The organism is Dickeya sp. MK7, from assembly GCF_000406305.1.
GTDB lineage: Bacteria > Pseudomonadota > Gammaproteobacteria > Enterobacterales > Enterobacteriaceae > Dickeya > Dickeya fangzhongdai.
Genome location: NZ_CM001984.1, coordinates 3,723,685 through 3,741,990 on the forward strand (window position 1 = coordinate 3,723,685; position 18,306 = coordinate 3,741,990).

Here is an 18,306-nt window from a genome sequence, read left to right on the forward strand (position 1 = left end):
GAAAACGCTGACCGACAGCCTGTCATTACAAAAAATCGAATAAAAATACCAACCTTAAAAAAACAGTTATAAGTCAGGCTGACATACGACAGCACCTGTCACTTGAAGTATGAAGGATATATAACCTGCCGCACCGCAATTGCAGGGAGAAGACCGGTGAAAATAAGGATTGCCGGATACAACAGCTACGCCCTGTGGTGATGTGCGGCGAAACCGCCCTGCCGCCATGAGAATGCGGGCATTGAAAACGCGGGCTGCTCTGGCAGCCCGCATGCGACAACCGGCGTCGACGAAAACGATACGCCGTTACGGTTGCTGATAGGCCAGCTTGTAGTTACCCGCAGCGACGGTTTTGAACGTCACTTTGTCGGGATACCAGCGGATTTCCACTTCAGCCTCGGTCTGCTTCTTCCAGGCTGAAATGTTGTTTACATTCAAGACCAGCGAATCAATCGCCACGCTGTCCACTGATGGATCAGGCACATTCAGCGCCAGTGCAAACGCCAGATTATCCGGCGCGCCGTTGGTGGCGGGATACAGCAGAGCCCATTGTGCGGCCGTAATCTGATTCAGCACCGACGAAGACATCCCATTTGCAGCCAACTTACTTGCGCCAACCGCATCTGAAGACAACGCACCAATCGATACCCAGGCGCTACCGTTCCAGATCACCCAATCATTCAAATCACGTGAAACCGCAACGGACACCGCTCCTTTGCCTGATAAAACCGTCGACAGCTGTGCCGAATTGATGCTTTGCCAGGATGTACCGTTAATCAGCGATTGCGGCAAAATAATCTGCGGCGCCGGTGAAAACAGTACGTCCACGTCCCCGCCTTGTTCAGCCACTACACTGAGCGGAAGTTTACCAACCAGAGCGGTCGCACTGATTTTTCCTGAGTCGATAAAGCCCTGAGCAGTAATATCTCCAGCCTGAACCGGCGCATTTACCGCACTCAGCACGCCATTGACGCTGGTGTAGTAATCATTGCCTGCACGTAGCAACACCTTCTGAGTACGAATCATCAATCCCAGCTCGGTAATTGACACAAAGTTGGAACTGTTCACCGCAGTTACATTGACCCGAAACGTTTTATAGGTCGCCGGCGCAATGCTGAAAATTTTCTTTTCATTAGCGGTAAACGTCATGCCGCTACGGGAGTCCAGAGTTACCCAAGTGGCGCCATCATCGCTGCCCTGCAAGACCCAGTCTTTCGGCACACCACCCGCAGCAATATTCTGATGCGTAATAATAAAATACGAATCGATGGTTTTAGCGTCGCCGAACGCTACCGACAACCACTGCGGAGCAGCACCTTGCGATGACCATCGAGTGTTATCACCCGTCACATTACGGTCAAACGCCTTCCAACCGAACCAGTTGGGATCATTATTGAACACACTGCTTTGAGATACCGTCACACCCGACGCCGATGTATTGGATGTCAGCTTGGGCACCAGTAAAGTCGGCAGTAAATTGACTGACAACGCGCCAGCTTCCGTCGCCACCACACTGGAATACAGCGTCCCGTCCTGAGCCAGTGAAAACTGGCCGCCAGTATAAGGTTTTACCGTCCCGTCCCAAACCAAAGATGCCGTTTGAGCATATTTGGATTTGCTGACAGCATCGAAAGAGTCCAGCGTGACGGACTGGCTGGTCAGCCCGGTTTCTTCCTTCAGCGCATAGGCATCAAAGCCATAGTCCATCTGACCAGTAGCCGTAAAAGGAAACGAATGAATCTGGTTTGCTGTCGCACCAATACGGGTAACGACCGTGTAATGGCTGCCAGAGCCGGAACCGCCTGCCCCTGTAGCGCTGATAGTCAGGTGGTTGCTGCTGTTGTCATACGCCAGAGAAACGCCCTGACCAGCCGCCAGCGTACTCACCAACACTTTGCGCACCGCATCGGTAAAATCGGTAATTTGGGTGGCGGTATGGGTGTGATTGACCAGGTCCGACTGACGCACCACATCGCTCAGCCCCAGGTTCGCCACAAACTTCGCCTTATCCGGAATATCCGCGCCGTTCAGCGTTTTGTCCATCATCCGGCCGATCGCATCGGTCAGATCCGGCAGGGTTTTCACCACCACGCTCTGGCCGTTGCTGTCCGTCAGGGTCACCTGACCACGCTCGGTCAGCACCGTTTTCCATTGCGCCAGTTGCGCCTGATAACCGGCCAGCATCGCCGCAATCTGGGCCACATAAGCGGCGTGATCAAAGGTATCGCCGCTGCCGAATACCGGGATGGCATAACCCACGTGATTTTCGGTACAACCGATATATTCGCTGGCCAGCACCAGTTCGGTATCCGAAACCACCGACTCGATTTCATAAATCCGGATTTTGCAGTCGGCAAAGATCAGCAGCATGCCGCCCGCGGCCACGCCGTTATTTTTATCCGCCCAGGCGGTGTTATTTCCCAGTACCACTTTACTGCCGGAAAAAAGAGACAAGGTTCCCGTTTTATACCACATAAAGATTTCCTTTATTTTCAGAAAAAAATAAAACAACTTTCACCATGAATTTTATTTCACAGAATATTCAGCAATAAAAAATCAAGTAAAAGGAGAATTAAACCTAACGGGAAATATTAACCTCCAGCGTCATACGAAACTGCTCGTACTCCACGTCAAAGTCGTTATATTCAACCGTTTTATGCGGTTTCAATACAGCCAGCGCCGTGCGTACCTGCTCACGCAAAGCGCGGGCCGCCGCCACGGTGTGGGCATAGCAATCAACACTGACGGTAATTTGCTGGTTCGCCAGTTGCTGCACGCTGTCATAATTATTTTCCTGACTCAGGGAAAAAAGAATGAATGCACATTGCTGATGAGGCGAATGGTATGAACAACAAGGTACGGCATAGGAATAAACTCGACCATCAGCCAGTTTCCCCAGCAGCGGGTAAATATCTTCTTCAGTCATTTCTGTCAGCCTTATTTTAAGATACGCCTATCGCAAAACTTTTTTATCGGCAAGCAGCCGTTAAAAAAGTTGAGCCATGAATGAAACACCGCGTCGTTTCGATGGTTATAATAAAGAAAAATCACCCGATGTTCGCATGGTTCATGTTGTGCCATGCGCCGGCAACAAGCCAAAAGGCAGAATGCCCCAAATATCCATATGCCGGCCCCAGACATGTTAAAAAAATCAGGTCGACGGGAAATACGCCGGCTGTCCACAACACATCACCCGGCGTGATAAATACCGCTATTTAAAAAAAACATGACGTCGCTAGCAGAATATGGCGCTCATCCGTTCAATACCGAAAAAATGACCTAAAACAATATTTGCGTGGAGTCACAGATTCCCCGCTGATGGCTATTTTATCCATAAGATCAGCGAATACGCCCTGACCCTCTCCTCGTGGCAAAAACTACTGTTTTGTCATGACGGTTTGACGGAGGAAAAATAACGCCGCCTGACGCATCCCGAATACGGGCGACAATTCTGAATACCGAATAATACCGCTGTCCCCAAGAACGAAGACCGATAGCCAATGATTACCAGAGAGGACACTTTTATGTGGAAACGCGTCATTTTAGCTTCAGCTGTGTGTGCGTCCCTGTCATCCGTCGCGCTGGCAGCGCCATTAACGGTGGGGTTTTCTCAAGTCGGCTCGGAATCAGGCTGGCGCGCGGCTGAAACCACCGTCGCAAAAGAACAGGCGAAAACACGCGGCATTAACCTGAAAATTGCCGATGCCCAGCAAAAACAGGAAAACCAGATCAAGGCGGTACGTTCCTTCATCGCGCAAGGGGTGGACGCCATTTTCATCGCGCCAGTGGTGGCGACCGGCTGGGAACCGGTGCTGAAAGAAGCCAAAGAAGCCAAGATTCCGGTGATCCTGCTGGACCGCGGCATTGACGTCAAAGACGAGTCGCTCTATCTCACCACCGTACGCGCCGACAATATCAAAGAAGGGGCATTGATTGGCGACTGGTTGATTAAAAACGAAAACGGCAAAACCTGTAATGTGGTTCAACTGGAAGGCACCGTCGGCGCCAGCGTCGCCATTGACCGTAAAAAAGGATTTGAAGAGGCCATCGCCAAAACGCCGACGATTAAAATCATCCGTTCTCAGTCCGGCGATTTCACTCGTAGCGGCGGCAAGCAGGTGATGGAAAGTTTTATCAAGTCGGAAAACAACGGCAAAAATATCTGCATGGTCTTCGCCCATAACGACGATATGGTCATTGGCGCCATTCAGGCTATTAAGGAAGCCGGATTAAAGCCGGGCAAAGATATTCTGACCGGCTCGATTGACGGCGTACCGGATATTTTCCGCGCCATGCTGGCAGGCGAAGCCAATGTCTCGGTCGAACTGACGCCGAATATGGCCGGACCGGCGTTTGACGCGCTGGAAAAATATAAAAAGGATGGCACGCTGCCGCCCAAATTGATTCTGACGCCGTCCACGTTGTTCAAACCCGACAGCGCTCAGGCCGAGCTCGATAAGAAAAAGAACATGGGATATTGATCGTTTATCGTCATCCCCGTCCTGCCGCCGCCGTGGCAGGACATCGCCTGTTTTGTGAGGGAGAATCGCATGAACGGTTTCGACAATCAGGACATCCTGCGTACGGAAGGGCTGAGCAAACACTTTCCCGGGGTAAAAGCGCTGGATAAGGTGGACTTCAGCCTGCGGCGCGGGGAAATCATGGCGTTGCTGGGGGAAAACGGCGCCGGGAAATCCACGCTGATTAAAACCCTCACCGGGGTGTACCAGCGCGATGCGGGCGCCATCTACCTCGAAGGCCAGCCCATCTCGCCCAAAAACACCGCTCACGCCCAGCAGTTGGGAATCGGCACGGTGTATCAGGAGGTGAACCTGCTGCCCAACCTGTCGGTGGCGGATAACCTGTTTATCGGCCGCGAACCCAGGCGCTTTGGATTACTGCAGCGCAAAGAGATGGAAACACGCGCCGCCGCGCTGATGTCCTCCTACGGTTTCGAACTGGATGTCCGCGAACCGCTGAACCGCTTTTCAGTGGCGATGCAGCAAATCGTCGCCATCTGCCGCGCGATCGACCTTTCCGCCAAGGTATTGATCCTCGACGAACCCACCGCCAGCCTCGACACTCAGGAAGTGGAGATGCTGTTCACCCTGATGCGCCAGCTACGCGATCAGGGCGTCAGCCTGATTTTCGTCACGCATTTTCTCGACCAAGTGTATCAGGTAACCGACCGCATCACGGTGCTGCGCAACGGCGCGTTCGTCGGCACCCGCGACACCGCCTCGCTGCCGCAGATAGAACTGGTGAAGATGATGCTGGGACGCGAGCTGGAGCAGAACGCGCTGCAACGCGCCGGCCGCACGCTGCTGAGCGACAAGCCGGTGGTGGAATTCAAAGGCTACGGCAAAAAAGGCGTTATTGAGCCGTTCGAACTGGCGGTGCGCCCCGGCGAAATCGTCGGCCTTGCCGGGCTGCTGGGCTCCGGTCGTACGGAAACCGCCGAAGTGATTTTCGGCATCAAACCGGCCGATCGCGGCGACGCGGTGATCAAAGGCAAGCCGCAGACGCTGCGCTCGCCGCATCAGGCCTCCTGCCTTGGCATCGGCTTTTGCCCGGAAGATCGCAAAACCGACGGCATCATCGCCGCCGCCTCGGTGCGGGAAAATATCATTCTGGCGCTGCAAGCCCAGCGTGGCTGGCTACGCCCGATCCCCCGCAAGGAGCAGCAGGCCATCGCCGAGCGCTTCATCCGCCAGCTTGGCATTCGCACGCCGAGCGCCGAACAGCCCATCGAATTGCTGTCCGGCGGCAATCAACAGAAAGTGTTGCTGTCCCGCTGGCTGTTGACCAAGCCGCAATTCCTGATCCTCGATGAACCGACGCGCGGTATCGACGTCGGCGCCCACGCCGAGATCATCCGTCTGATCGAAAGTCTGTGCGCCAACGGGCTGGCGCTGCTGGTGATCTCATCCGAGCTGGAGGAACTGGTGGGATACGCCGATCGGGTACTGATTATGCGCGACCGGCGGCAGGTGGCGGAAATCCCGCTCGACCAGCTGTCCGTTTCCGCCATCATGAATGCCATCGCGGCATAAGGAGGGCATGGTGATGCCTCGATCACTGCTCACACCGGGCTCCGACAAACGCCCGTTTCGCTGGCCGCCGTTACGGTTGCCGCAAGGTATGCCGCAGATCGTCGCGCTGGCGCTGGTGCTGCTGGTGGACAGCCTGGTCGCCAGCCACTTTTTCCAGATCGTAGTACAGGATGGCCGCCTGTTCGGCAGCCCGATCGATATTCTCAACCGGGCGGCGCCGGTGGCGCTGCTGGCTATCGGCATGACGCTGGTGATCGCCACCGGCGGCATCGACCTGTCGGTCGGCGCCATCATGGCGATCGCCGGCGCGGTGGCCGCGTCGCTTACCGTGCAGGGCTACAGCCTGCCGGTGGTGCTGCTGGCGGCGCTCGGCGTCGGCATGCTGGCCGGGCTGTGGAACGGGATTCTGGTCGCGGTGCTGAAGATCCAGCCGTTCGTCGCCACCCTGATCCTGATGGTGGCCGGGCGCGGCATCGCCCAGTTGATCACCGCCGGGCAGATCGTCACCTTCAACTCGCCGCCGCTGGCGTGGCTCGGCAGCGGCGCGCTGTTCTGGTTCCCGACGCCGGTGATCATCGCGCTGGTCACATTGATGCTGTTCTGGCTGCTGGTGCGGCGAACCGCGCTGGGGCTGTTCATTGAATCGGTGGGGATCAACATCCGGGCGGCGAAAAACGCCGGGGTCAGCACCCGCGCGATGGTCACGATGACGTACATGCTGAGCGGGCTGTGCGCCGCCATCGCCGGGGTGATCGTCACCGCCGACATCCGCGGCGCCGACGCCAACAACGCCGGCCTGTGGCTGGAGCTGGACGCCATTCTCGCGGTCGTCATCGGCGGCGGCTCGCTGATGGGCGGGCGCTTCAATCTGGCGCTCTCGGTGGTGGGCGCGCTGATCATTCAGGGCATGAACACCGGCATTCTGCTGTCCGGCTTTCCGCCGGAACTGAATCAGGTGGTGAAAGCCATCGTGGTGCTGTGCGTGTTGATCGTCCAGTCGCCCCGTTTCATGACCTTGCTGAAAGGAGCTGGCCATCATGATAAAGCGTAATCTGCCGTTGATGATCACCCTGGCGGTATTCGTGCTGGGTTACCTGTACTGCCTGACCCAGTTTCCCGGCTTCGCCTCCACCCGGGTGATCTGCAACATTCTTACCGACAACGCCTTTCTCGGCATCATCGCCGTCGGCATGACCTTTGTGATTCTCTCCGGCGGTATCGACTTGTCCGTCGGGTCGGTGATCGCTTTTACCGGCGTGTTTCTCGCCAAAGCCATCGGCGTCTGGGGGCTGTCGCCGCTGGCGGCGTTCCCGCTGATTCTACTGATGGGCTGCGCCTTCGGCGCGTTCATGGGCCTGCTTATCGACGCGCTGAAAATCCCGGCGTTCATTATCACCCTCGCCGGGATGTTCTTTCTGCGCGGCGCCAGCTATCTGGTGTCGAAAGAATCCCTGCCGATCAACCACCCGATCTATGAGACGCTCTCCAGTCTGGCGTGGGTCATTCCCGGCGGCGGACGACTCAGCGCGATGGGGTTGTTGATGCTGCTGGTGGTCGCCGTCGGCATCGTGCTGGCCCGCCATACTCGCTTTGGTAACGAGGTCTACGCTATCGGCGGCAACAGCACCTCCGCTAACCTGATGGGCATCTCCACCCGCAGCACCACCATCCGCATTTACATGCTGTCCACCGGGCTGGCGACCCTCGCCGGCATCGTGTTTTCCATTTACACTTCGGCGGGTTATGCGCTGGCCGGGGTCGGCGTCGAACTGGACGCCATCGCCTCGGTGGTGATCGGCGGCACCCTGCTGAGCGGCGGCGTCGGCACCGTGCTCGGCACGCTGTTCGGCGTGGCGATTCAGGGGTTGATTCAAACCTATATCAATTTCGACGGCACCCTGAGCTCCTGGTGGACCAAGATCGCCATCGGCGTGCTGCTGTTTGTGTTCATCGCCCTGCAACGCGGGCTGACCGCGCTGTGGGAAAACCGCCAAAACGCACCGGTGCGCCGTATAGCCCCGCACTGATGACGGCAGACCCGGTAATCCCGCCCCAAACGTAGGTGTGAGATTCATCTTCCCAGACCTCACCCTACGTTTGCGCGCTCTGCATTAATCCCCCACAGCAGGTCGCCCATGTTTTCAGCCAATGTCCACGCCGGCGGCAAACTTGCCATCGCCCGGAGTCCGCCTATGCTTGAATACAGAGATAGCGCATGTGGCCACCGGGCAACGACCCGGCATATATAGCCATAGCGCTTTTCGCCCTTGCCACCCTTCACTTTCCTTTCTTCACCCCACCAGGTCGTACGCGGTTAAAACATAACGATAGGCTGCCGTCAGCCCGGCGGTTGGCCTGCGTAACGATTTTTTCGGGTGGCTGTACGTTCATTTTTCGACGCACGTTCATTTTCGACACTGACACGTTCTATCGAGAGGAAATGCCATGACTCGCGCCAAAAGCCACACAGCAAGTACATCTGCAGCAGAACAGCAGCCGCATTACGAAAGCAGCGGACACAACCTGCTGACCCTTGATAACGCCGGGCCGATCCAGATGGGATTTTGGGTACCCAATCGGGTATGGGCCACAGCCAGATTTTTGACGCCGCTGCGCGAACATATCGCCAAAAGAAAACAGGACAATACCCTGACGCCGATGCAGCCGGTGCTCCAGAACTTTAAAAACTGGGTGACTAACCACAGCGTCTACCGCATGTGGCTCAATAGCATGATCGAACAGTCCAACGCCTATGTCGCCTCCCTGCCCGAATCCACCCGTAAGGAAATCAGCGACGACGGCGACGCCACCTGGATCGACAGCTATGACAGCTTCTTCGAGATCCTCAACGAAATCATCACCACCTCGCCGTCATTCAACACCACCGCGCAGGTCGGGACGCCGATGAATGCGTTTCTGGCGGTGGCGATGGGAACGGAAGCGGGCGTGGCGCTGTTCCACGACGCCACCTTCAATCAGCAGTTCCGCCAGGTGCTGGACGCCTGGAACAGCTTCCTGAAAAGCAGCGCCTCGCTCGACAAACTCGATATCGCACAGCCGGAAAAAGCGGGTTCCTGGATCTCCAAAGCCGCGCACCAGGCCGGCGTCTGGCACCAGATGCAGCACGATCCCAAACTGCCGGGCTACGGTTTCGCCAGTTGGAACGATTTCTTTATCCGTCAGTTCGTGCCCGGCGCTCGCCCATTCCAGGGCGATCCGAAAACGCAGATCGACATCGGCTGTGAAACCACGCCGTGGCGCCATGCCGACAAGCTACAGTTGGAGAGCCGATTCTGGGTCAAAGACATACCCTATTCGCTGCTCGATCTGTTCGGCGGGCAGCGGCAATGGGCCAAACTGTTCGAGGGAGGACAGCTCTATCAGGGGTTCCTCTCCGCCACCCACTACCATCGCTGGAACGCGCCGCTGGACGGTTTTCTGGTGCGCTCCTGGGTCGAACCAGGCACTTACTTCGCCCAGCGTCCGGGGCAGGGCGAAGATCAGGGCACCTGGGAAGGCACCGAGTCGCAACCTTATATCGGCCATGTGGCCGCGCGCGCGGTGTTTATCTTCCGGCACAAGACCTGCGGTTACGTGGCGCTGATCTGCATCGGCATGGTGGAGGTATCCAGTTGCGTAATCGAACCCAGCACCTTTATCGTTGAAGAGAGCGCCGAGCCGGTCAGCATCACCCGCGGCGTCGAAATCGGTCACTTCGAGTTCGGCGGTTCGACCCACATGATGATCTTCCAGAAAGATCGGGTGGCGCTGGAAAAATGGGCCATCGACGCCGCCCGTCACCGCAACGATAAAAATCCCACCCCGCTGGGCAGCGTGATCGCCACCGCGTTGGATCACCAAGGCCAATAAGCGCCCGCATCGGGCTCCGGCTGCGGCCGGGCCCGTTTATCCGGAGCAGCGCCGTTCCCGTCACCTGCTGCCCGGGCCGGGCCCCCACCTCATCACCAGCGCTTCCTTTATCTGCTCATCCGGCGTTTCTTTTTTCGTGATCCCTTTCACCTTTTGCCGCCGGATGCCGATTTTTGTTATTCGCTTTGGCGCGCCGTTGCCACAATGACCACAAGTCAACACAGGAGACATCAGACCGGCCCGTCAGAGGGGCCAGGCCTGAATAATGGAAGGGTTCTCTCAGGGATGAGATTCCCCCCGAGCGCGGCGAAATGACGCAGGCCGCCCATCGGCACCCGTTTTCCATGCCGGTAAAGCGTGGTCTGCAGCTGCCGAACCGGACGCTGTCCGACCTGAACCAGACACCGAATTCGCATCCGTACTTTTGCCGCATCAGCACTTTTACCTCATCCGTACTTTTGACTGACGTGGTTTAAACAGGTGACATAACAAGAGGATAGACCCTATGGAATACCCCGTGATTGAACCGATGGTACCGATGCCCACCCCGGTGATGTTTGACGCGCCGAGCGGTATTTTCGACTCGCTTGACGATGCGGTTCAGGCCGCGGCGCAGGCCCAGCAACAGTTGACCAGCGTTGAACTGCGCCAGCAGGTGATCAAGGCGATTCGCGTCGCCGGCGAGCGCTACGCGCAGGTGCTTGCGGAAATGGCGGTGGCCGAAACCGGCATGGGCCGCGTGGTCGATAAATACATCAAAAACGTGTCTCAGGCGCGCCATACACCGGGAATCGAATGCCTGTCGGCGGAAGTGCTGACCGGCGATAACGGCCTGACGCTAATCGAAAACGCGCCCTGGGGCGTCGTCGCCTCGGTTACCCCGTCCACCAACCCGGCGGCTACGGTGATCAATAACGCCATCAGTATGATCGCGGCGGGCAACAGCGTGGTGTTCGCGCCCCATCCGTCGGCGAAAAAGGTGTCGCTGCGCACCATCAGCCTGCTCAATAAAGCGATTGTCGCGACGGGCGGCCCGGAGAACCTGCTGGTCAGCGTCGCCGACCCGAATATCGAAACCGCGCAACGCCTGTTCCGCTATCCCGGCATCGGCCTGCTGGTGGTTACCGGCGGCGAAGCGGTGGTAGAAGCGGCGCGCAAGCACACCGACAAACGGCTGATCGCCGCCGGGGCGGGCAATCCGCCGGTGGTGGTGGATGAAACCGCCGATATCCCGAAAGCCGCCCGCGCTATCGTCAAGGGTGCCTCGTTCGACAACAACATCATCTGTGCCGACGAGAAGGTGCTGATCGTGGTGGACAGCGTGGCCGATGCGCTGCTGGCGGAAATGCAGCGCAACCATGCGGTGTTGCTCACGCCCGAACAGACTGAACGCTTGCTGCCGGTGCTGCTAAGCGATATCGACGCGCAGGGTAAAGGCCGCGTCAACCGCGACTATGTCGGCCGCGACGCCACTAAACTCGCCGCCGCCATCGGGCTGGAGGTCAACGAGTATACCCGTCTGTTGCTGGCGGAAACCGATGCCAGCCACCCGTTCGCCGTCACCGAACTGATGATGCCGGTACTGCCGGTGGTGCGGGTGAAGAACGTGGACGACGCGATCGCGCTGGCGGTTACGCTGGAAAACGGCTGTCGCCACACCGCGGCGATGCACTCCACCAACATCAGGAACCTGAACCGAATGGCTAACGCCATCAATACCAGCATCTTTGTGAAAAACGGCCCCTGTATCGCCGGGCTGGGACTGGGCGGCGAAGGCTGGACTTCGATGACCATCTCGACCCCGACCGGCGAAGGCGTCACCTCGGCGCGCACCTTTGTCCGTCTGCGCCGTTGCGTACTGGTGGACATGTTCCGTATCGCCTGACCGCACGTTCGCCGCCGACAACAGCCGGCGGCGACACGACACAGCAACAGGGAGCAAGGGGGAAACAGGGGATGGAATAAAGTGTGCCGCAGCGCCTGTTCCTCCCCAACCGAATGCCGTATAACGGGTAATGCGCAGGTCTGCATAAGCCCTGTCGCCGGCAAAGCCCGGCCATCATGCCTTGCGGACCTCGCCCGATATTGTCACGGAGGGGAGCTGACGATGAAACACAATCCGGTCAACCTGCATCATCTGGATGCGTTGCGCCGTCTTCCGGCAACAGCAGTGGTGTCGCCGGGCGATAACGTGCATCAACGCCAGACGCAGGACGTCTACGCCCAGTCCCGCACCATTACCGCCTGGCAGCAGATTTACGATCAGGTTTCGCCGGGGCATTTCAACGGCGAACTGCAAGAAATCCTGCTCGACGGCATCCAGCTTTGTCACGAATACACCAGTCTGGCGCTGCGCCAGTCCTGCATGGTGTGGCCGGATTCCTTCTGGTTCGGCATCCCGGCCCGTCATGTCGGGACGGGGTTCATCGGCTCCCATCCCATCAGCAACAGCGCGATTGCCGTCAGCCCCGGCGGTAAAGAGTTCGAACTGAACACGCCGGATGACTACGCCATTCTGGGGGTGGTAGTCTCCCGCGACGAACTGCTGCAATACACCGACGTACTGGAAGAGCCGGAACACCTGACCCGCCTGCTGTCGCAAAGCGCCACGCTGCTGGTGGAGCCGCGCCGGCGCGAGATCTTCTGGTCGTTTGTGCGCGAAGCGCTCTGGTATGGCGGTCATGAACCGCAACGCCTGCGCCATAGCAATGCGGTCAAGGTATTGAAGCACAACCTGCTGACCACGGTGATCTCGTTTCTGGAAAGCGCCCAGCCTGCCGTCGCCAGCAGCGCGCACACCGACAAACGCATCGGTTACCGCAGCCTGATCGGCCGCGCCAGAGAATACGTCCTCAGCCAGCAGTCGGAACCGGTCACCGTGCTCGACCTGTGCCGCCGCCTGCACGTCAGCCGCCGCACGCTGCAAAACGCGTTCTGCGATGTGATGGGGTGCGGCCCTAACGCCTGGCTGAAGATGATTCGCCTCAACGCGGTACGCCGCGAGCTGGTCAGCCCTTATTCCCACCACCGCACCGTGCAGGATGCCGCCATGCAGTGGGGGTTTTGGCATCTGAGCCAGTTCGCCTGCGATTACCAGCGGCTGTTTGATGAAAAACCATCGGTAACGCTAAAAGCACGATTAGCCGGATAGGATAGAAAGAAGGGAAAGCGGTGGTCTGGAGGACATAGGTATCGGGCGGTGTATGACAACGAGCCGGCCGAAATCGGCTCGTCATCTCAGGCGATTATCAGGCGATCAATCCTGCCATTTTTCAATGATGACTTTCACCGTGCCCGAATTGTCCACGCGCTGCCAGTCCTGGAGGTACAAGTCGAAGCCCCCGGTTTGCGGGAACGCATGAATGATGGCGGCGGCATGCATCCCGTCGTCATTCAGGCCGTAATAGCTGACAGCGGCGGTCTTGTCAGTGGTGCTGGTGCGGTCATACACCATCAGCGCCGCCGATTTTGAACGCGTATTACCGGCCTGCCCTGTGGCATAGTCAATCCCAGCCGACGTCGGGTCGATGCGAAAACGATAAACCCCCGATGCAATCGTGGTTTCATTGTAGGCGCTTCCTCCCGGAACGGTATTGTTATACCCATCCAACGTCACGGTTTTATACGGCTGCCAGCCGGCCATCGCCGAGTAAGACGCCAGCAGCGAAGCCGTAGCCACTAAAATTTTGGTAACCTTTTTCATGATTCAATATCCTTCTGAATAAAGTAAACAGCCGTAATATAGTTATCTATAAATTGTTTTCACCAAAGGTAATAAATATAACACTAATTTTCAAAATAGATTAATAGCGTAATAAAAATCACCTGTCATATCTCGGTAAAAGGCAAAATAAGATTCTTGTTGATGACACATGTTGATTGTTGATGCTCTGCGTTACATGACGACCGACGAGTAAACAGAGAAAAGCGATGCTGTAATATATTCAACAACGTTTCTTTTTTCCGGCTCCGCCGGTGTATTTATCCCATGAAGACGGTGTTTTTATCGCACATGCTTTTCCACACGGTGATGATGTCTCATCATCTTTCCACCACGTCGGCCAGCTTTGCCTTCCTGGCAAGTAATGGTGTCGGATATAGTCGATAAACTTGACAACCTGCTCGCCTGTCGTCAGTCGACCATGCGCCGACTGGCCTCTGGGAATAGCAGGGCGCAGTTCTGCAGGAATCACCAACGCGTTTTTACCGAAGTAATAAAATTCATCGGCGATTAAAACATACCTTCCTGATATATCAATCTTTTTATCACTTTCATCGTGGTGAGGATTGGCTATCAGCTCAAAATGCTCATCATCGGTAGCCGTTGGTATCACCGGGCAATAAATATTGTCTCCGCATCGCCCTTCTGTTGTTTCACCAGGGCGTTTGTTTAAAAAGCGTGGATCGTAATAGTAATCACGAATAGGTATTTTTTCGCCAATCCGCATCAGATAAACCAGACGCTCTTCACCCACAGGCTCCCCAGTCAAGGCAGCGGATGTAAACCCCGCAATCCACTGCCCCACCCGCTTTCTCAACCGAAAATGAGGCTTACAGGTTGCCAGTGTTAACGTCTCGCCAAATGGATTTGGCGCGAATCCAGTATCGTGGGTCATTTTATAACTGAATAGCTGCATAAAACCTCCTATCGGATAAACGACAACCACGCCATGCGCGATAATAAAAACAACGACAAAAACACTGAACGTTATTCATGGTCAGTTATTCTGACGAGGACCAATCAGAGGATATGAATAAAAAGGTCAACTATTCGGACCGACCAACGAAGTCCGTTAGTCGTTTATTCAACATCGGAAGTCAACACAAAAATAGAATATCCGACTATTTTTTGAACAGAAAGCAGAGCCTTGCCGGATTGAAATATTCCCGCCGCGTTTCATCCGGCAAGCGTGGTCACGCACTCAGCGCATCAAACGCGCGGCGAATGTCGTCTTCCGGCAGCCGGATGCCGATAAACACCATCACGCTTTCGCGCGGTTCATCGGCGCGCCATTCCCGGTCCCAGTCGGCGCTGTAGAGCCGCTGCACCCCCTGAAACAGCAGGCGACGGTCATCGCCGTCGATCGCCAGCACGCCTTTATAACGCAGCAGGTTGTCGGCGCAGTTCAGCAACAACTGCTCCATCACCGCCGATACCGCCGCCATGTCTACCGGGCGCGTCAGCCGCACCACCAGCGAGGTGATAGCGTTATCCTGTTCGATCAACGGCCGAAAACGCGGCAGAGACACCGACAGGCGATCGTTGAGCATGAAACCGTCGACGCCGAAGATCTGGCGGTGGTCGATCTGACCGTTGACCACCCGATGCAGGCCGGCGCGCGCATTGATGCGCGTCAGTCTCGCCTCCAGTTCCGACGTATCGCCCGCCAGGTCGGTCTTGGTCAGCAACAAACGGTCGGCATAGCCCACTTGAGCCTGCGCCACGGTATGCCGGCTCAACTGCTCGTCGGCGTGCACCGCGTCCACCAGCGCAATCACGCCGTCCAGCAGGAAACGCTGGCTCAGGCGTTCATCGGAAAAAAAGGTCTGAATCACCGGCCCCGGGTCGGCCATACCGGTGCATTCGATCACCAGCCGGTCGAAGAGCAGTTCGCCGCGGTCAATACCGTCCAGCAGGTCATGCAGCGCATCGGACAGCTCGTTGGCGCTGCTGCAGCAGATACAGCCGTTGCTCAGCGTGGTAATGCGGGTCGCCCGGTCGCCCAGCAAGGCGTCGTCAATGGCGACCGCGCCGAATTCATTTTCAATGACGGCGATTTTCTCACCGTGGTCGGCATACAGCAGATGCCGCAACAGCGTGGTTTTACCGGCGCCGAGAAAACCGGTGAGAATAGTCGCGGGTAATACGTTGGTCATAATAGGAAAAAGCTCCTTGTCGCGCCTGTGCGCTTAACAGCACCGGAAACCGCCTTTGCCGCTGCCGCCGTAGCGTGCCTGCTGGCGTTCGCGGAAGAACTCCTCATAGCTCATGATGTCCTTGCCCGGGTGGTTGGTCTGCATGTGCTGCACATAGTTATCGTAATCCGGGATGCCCACCAGCATTCTGGCGGCCTGCCCCAGATATTTTCCCGCTTGCCCAAGGTTTCCGAACATATCGCCCTCTCTTTGTATCCGCTGGTCTGCGCGCCGGCAGGACATGAACGCCGGCAGGCCCGTACAGGCGCCTGCCGGCGACGTCATCCCCGTAGTCTATCAGTGATGGGATGAGATCTTCACGCCGCCTTCCGGCACCGGCACATACGGTGTTTCCCGGTCGGAACGTTCCGACGAGTTGCGCACATTCATCGCGGTGCGGATGCCATAGAAAATTATGCTATACACCACCACCAGGAACAAAACGCTCAGAGCAGCATTAGTATAGTTGTTGACGACAATGTGATGCATGTTGCTGATCTGCTGTGCGCTCAGGTCGGTGCCTTCGGCAATACGCTGTTTGTAAGCGCGAGCCAGATACAGGAAGCCTTCCAGTTGCGGATCATTGCTGAACAGCTTCAGACCCAGCGCCCAGGTGGTGCAAATCAGCAGCCAGACCGCCGGCAACAGCGTTACCCAGATATAACGGGTGCGTTTCATCTTGATCAGCACTACGGTGCCCAGCACCAGCGCCACGGCAGCCAGCATCTGGTTGGAGATGCCGAACAGCGGCCACAGGCTCTTGACGCCGCCCAGCGGATCCACCACGCCCTGATACAACAGGTAACCCCACAGGCCGACGCAACCGGCGGTACCGACGATACCCGCCACCAGCGAATCGGTCTTTTTCAGGAACGGCGCGAAGTTGCCCAGCAGGTCCTGCAGCATAAAGCGGCCGGAACGGGTGCCCGCATCCAGCGCGGTCAGGATGAACAGCGCTTCGAACAGGATACCGAAGTGGTACCAGAAGCCCATGTTGGCGCTCGGGATAATCTGATGGAACACATGCGCGATACCTACCGCCAGCGTCGGTGCGCCGCCGGCGCGGTTGAGCACGGACGGTTCGCCGATGTCTTTCGCGGTCTGCAGAATCTGCTCCGGCGAAATCACAAAGCCCCAGGAACTGACGGTGGCCGCCGCCTGCACGGTGACGTCTTGCAGTTGCGCCATGATGGCCGGTGCGTTGGCGCCGCCCAGCTCATGCAGGTTAGGCATGGTGATGCCCAGCCCCACCGGCGGGGTGTTCATGGCGAAATACAGACCCGGTTCGATGATCGACGCGGCGACCAGCGCCATGATGGCGACAAAGGACTCCATCAGCATCGCGCCGTAGCCGATAAAGCGGGCGTCGGTTTCGTTAGCCAGCAGCTTCGGCGTAGTGCCGGAAGCGATCAACGCATGGAAACCCGATACCGCGCCGCAGGCGATGGTAATAAACAGGAATGGGAACAGCGCGCCTTTCCACACCGGCCCGGTGCCATCGACAAACTGCGTCATGGACGGCATTTTCAGCTCAGGGTTGATGATCACGATGCCGATAGCCAGACCGACAATCACCCCGATTTTCAGGAAAGTCGCCAGATAGTCGCGCGGCGCCAGAATCAGCCACACCGGCAACAGCGCGGAGATAAAGGCATAGCCGATCAGCGCGAAGGTGATGGTGGTGTCTTTGAAGGTCAGCGCCGGGCCCCAGTACGGGTCGTGAGCGATAACGCCGCCGAACCAGATCGCCAGCAGCAGCAACACGATGCCGATCACCGACACTTCCCCTACCCGACCGGGGCGCAGGAAGCGCATGTAGATGCCCATAAACAGCGCGATCGGCACGGTAGAGCAGACGGTGAATACGCCCCACGGGCTTTCCGCCAGCGCTTTCACCACGATCAGCGCCAATACCGCCAGAATGATGATCATAATCAGGAAGCAGCCGAACAGCGCGATGGTGCCGGGCACCGGCCCCATTTCCTCTTTGATCATTTCACCCAACGATACGCCATTGCGGCGGGTCGACATGAACAGCACCATGAAGTCCTGCACCGCGCCAGCCAGCACCACCCCGGCCAGCAGCCACAGCGTGCCGGGCAGGTAGCCCATCTGGGCCGCCAGTACCGGACCTACCAGCGGACCGGCGCCGGCGATGGCCGCGAAGTGGTGGCCGAACAACACATTGCGGTTGGTCGGCACATAGTTGAGCCCGTCGTTGTTGACCACCGCCGGTGTGGCGCGGTTGGCGTCAAGCTCCATCACCTTGCGGGCGATGTACAGGCTGTAGTAACGGTAAGCGACCAGATAGACCGCTACCGAGGCCACCACGATCCACATGGCGCTGACGTGCTCGCCGCGACGCAGCGCGACCACGCCGAGACAACAGGCCCCGATGAACCCCAGCAATACCCAGGGAAGATGCTTGAGAAGTTTATCTTTCATCTCTTTACTCTTCTTATGTAGT

14 protein-coding genes are annotated in these 18,306 nt (G+C 57.4%); 7 read left to right on the plus strand and 7 right to left on the minus strand.

Annotated features, from left to right (window positions below; all coding sequences use genetic code 11):
- Positions 1–306 precede the first annotated feature (306 nt).
- Both DXXMK7_RS16130 and DXXMK7_RS16135 read right to left on the minus strand, forming a co-directional pair.
- A complete protein-coding gene (locus DXXMK7_RS16130) occupies positions 307–2,475 on the minus strand; it encodes a discoidin domain-containing protein (protein ID WP_038919960.1) in 2,169 nt (722 codons plus the stop codon).
- Between the two features lie 103 nt (positions 2,476–2,578).
- The gene (locus DXXMK7_RS16135; protein WP_038919961.1) at positions 2,579–2,926 is read right to left on the minus strand and encodes a DUF3168 domain-containing protein; all 348 of its coding nucleotides are present in this window, start codon (positions 2,924–2,926) and stop codon (positions 2,579–2,581) included.
- 598 nt (positions 2,927–3,524) lie between these two features.
- On the opposite strand from DXXMK7_RS16135, the gene ytfQ reads away from it, so the two are divergent.
- From ytfQ to eutR, 7 genes are all read left to right on the plus strand, one after another.
- On the plus strand, positions 3,525–4,481 hold the full coding sequence (ytfQ, locus tag DXXMK7_RS16140; protein ID WP_038919962.1) for a galactofuranose ABC transporter, galactofuranose-binding protein YtfQ: 957 nt from the start codon (positions 3,525–3,527) through the stop codon (positions 4,479–4,481).
- Positions 4,482–4,550: 69 nt separating this feature from the next.
- Positions 4,551–6,053, plus strand: coding sequence for a galactofuranose ABC transporter, ATP-binding protein YtfR (ytfR, locus tag DXXMK7_RS16145; RefSeq protein ID WP_038919963.1), 1,503 nt, complete (start codon positions 4,551–4,553; stop codon positions 6,051–6,053).
- A 13-nt stretch (positions 6,054–6,066) separates the two neighbouring features.
- Positions 6,067–7,104, plus strand: a complete 1,038-nt coding sequence (gene ytfT / locus DXXMK7_RS16150) for a galactofuranose ABC transporter, ATP-binding protein YtfT (protein ID WP_038921093.1) — start codon at positions 6,067–6,069, stop codon at positions 7,102–7,104.
- Positions 7,091–8,080: a galactofuranose ABC transporter, permease protein YjfF gene (gene yjfF / locus DXXMK7_RS16155; protein WP_038919964.1), complete on the plus strand. Its 990-nt coding sequence runs from the start codon at positions 7,091–7,093 to the stop codon at positions 8,078–8,080. Before ytfT ends, yjfF begins: the two co-directional genes overlap by 14 nt.
- A 418-nt stretch (positions 8,081–8,498) precedes the next feature.
- Positions 8,499–9,923: a phosphatidylserine decarboxylase family protein gene (locus DXXMK7_RS16160; RefSeq protein WP_038919965.1), complete on the plus strand. Its 1,425-nt coding sequence runs from the start codon at positions 8,499–8,501 to the stop codon at positions 9,921–9,923.
- Positions 9,924–10,452: 529 nt separating this feature from the next.
- A complete protein-coding gene (locus tag DXXMK7_RS16165; RefSeq protein WP_049842449.1) occupies positions 10,453–11,808 on the plus strand; it encodes an aldehyde dehydrogenase family protein in 1,356 nt (451 codons plus the stop codon).
- A gap of 222 nt (positions 11,809–12,030) precedes the next feature.
- On the plus strand, positions 12,031–13,074 hold the full coding sequence (gene eutR / locus DXXMK7_RS16170; RefSeq protein WP_038919967.1) for an HTH-type transcriptional regulator EutR: 1,044 nt from the start codon (positions 12,031–12,033) through the stop codon (positions 13,072–13,074).
- Between the two features lie 105 nt (positions 13,075–13,179).
- Here the strand turns inward: eutR and DXXMK7_RS16175 are convergent, their stop codons facing one another.
- The 5 genes from DXXMK7_RS16175 to DXXMK7_RS16190 all read right to left on the minus strand — a co-directional run bounded on the left by DXXMK7_RS16175 (position 13,180) and on the right by DXXMK7_RS16190 (position 18,284).
- Positions 13,180–13,626 (minus strand): hypothetical protein, encoded by a 447-nt coding sequence (locus DXXMK7_RS16175; RefSeq protein ID WP_038666446.1) that lies wholly within the window; start codon positions 13,624–13,626, stop codon positions 13,180–13,182.
- Between the two features lie 241 nt (positions 13,627–13,867).
- Positions 13,868–14,560 (minus strand): hypothetical protein, encoded by a 693-nt coding sequence (locus DXXMK7_RS22040; protein ID WP_071605225.1) that lies wholly within the window; start codon positions 14,558–14,560, stop codon positions 13,868–13,870.
- A 277-nt stretch (positions 14,561–14,837) separates the two neighbouring features.
- Positions 14,838–15,800 (minus strand): GTPase, encoded by a 963-nt coding sequence (yjiA, locus tag DXXMK7_RS16180; RefSeq protein ID WP_038919968.1) that lies wholly within the window; start codon positions 15,798–15,800, stop codon positions 14,838–14,840.
- A gap of 33 nt (positions 15,801–15,833) precedes the next feature.
- Positions 15,834–16,037, minus strand: coding sequence for a YbdD/YjiX family protein (locus DXXMK7_RS16185; RefSeq protein ID WP_024106984.1), 204 nt, complete (start codon positions 16,035–16,037; stop codon positions 15,834–15,836).
- A 99-nt stretch (positions 16,038–16,136) separates the two neighbouring features.
- On the minus strand, positions 16,137–18,284 hold the full coding sequence (locus DXXMK7_RS16190; RefSeq protein WP_038919969.1) for a carbon starvation CstA family protein: 2,148 nt from the start codon (positions 18,282–18,284) through the stop codon (positions 16,137–16,139).
- Positions 18,285–18,306 lie beyond the last annotated feature (22 nt).

Coding starts and splice junctions, on each gene's coding strand:
- eutR (WP_038919967.1), top strand. CDS start 12,031: ATGAAACACAATCCGGTCAACCTGCATCATCTGGATGCGTTGCGCCGT.
- ytfT (WP_038921093.1), top strand. CDS start 6,067: ATGCCTCGATCACTGCTCACACCGGGCTCCGACAAACGCCCGTTTCGC.
- ytfQ (WP_038919962.1), top strand. CDS start 3,525: ATGTGGAAACGCGTCATTTTAGCTTCAGCTGTGTGTGCGTCCCTGTCA.
- DXXMK7_RS16130 (WP_038919960.1), bottom strand. CDS start 2,475: ATGTGGTATAAAACGGGAACCTTGTCTCTTTTTTCCGGCAGTAAAGTG.
- DXXMK7_RS16160 (WP_038919965.1), top strand. CDS start 8,499: ATGACTCGCGCCAAAAGCCACACAGCAAGTACATCTGCAGCAGAACAG.
- DXXMK7_RS16185 (WP_024106984.1), bottom strand. CDS start 16,037: ATGTTCGGAAACCTTGGGCAAGCGGGAAAATATCTGGGGCAGGCCGCC.
- ytfR (WP_038919963.1), top strand. CDS start 4,551: ATGAACGGTTTCGACAATCAGGACATCCTGCGTACGGAAGGGCTGAGC.
- DXXMK7_RS16190 (WP_038919969.1), bottom strand. CDS start 18,284: ATGAAAGATAAACTTCTCAAGCATCTTCCCTGGGTATTGCTGGGGTTC.
- yjfF (WP_038919964.1), top strand. CDS start 7,091: ATGATAAAGCGTAATCTGCCGTTGATGATCACCCTGGCGGTATTCGTG.
- DXXMK7_RS16135 (WP_038919961.1), bottom strand. CDS start 2,926: ATGACTGAAGAAGATATTTACCCGCTGCTGGGGAAACTGGCTGATGGT.
- DXXMK7_RS22040 (WP_071605225.1), bottom strand. CDS start 14,560: ATGCAGCTATTCAGTTATAAAATGACCCACGATACTGGATTCGCGCCA.
- DXXMK7_RS16175 (WP_038666446.1), bottom strand. CDS start 13,626: ATGAAAAAGGTTACCAAAATTTTAGTGGCTACGGCTTCGCTGCTGGCG.
- DXXMK7_RS16165 (WP_049842449.1), top strand. CDS start 10,453: ATGGTACCGATGCCCACCCCGGTGATGTTTGACGCGCCGAGCGGTATT.
- yjiA (WP_038919968.1), bottom strand. CDS start 15,800: ATGACCAACGTATTACCCGCGACTATTCTCACCGGTTTTCTCGGCGCC.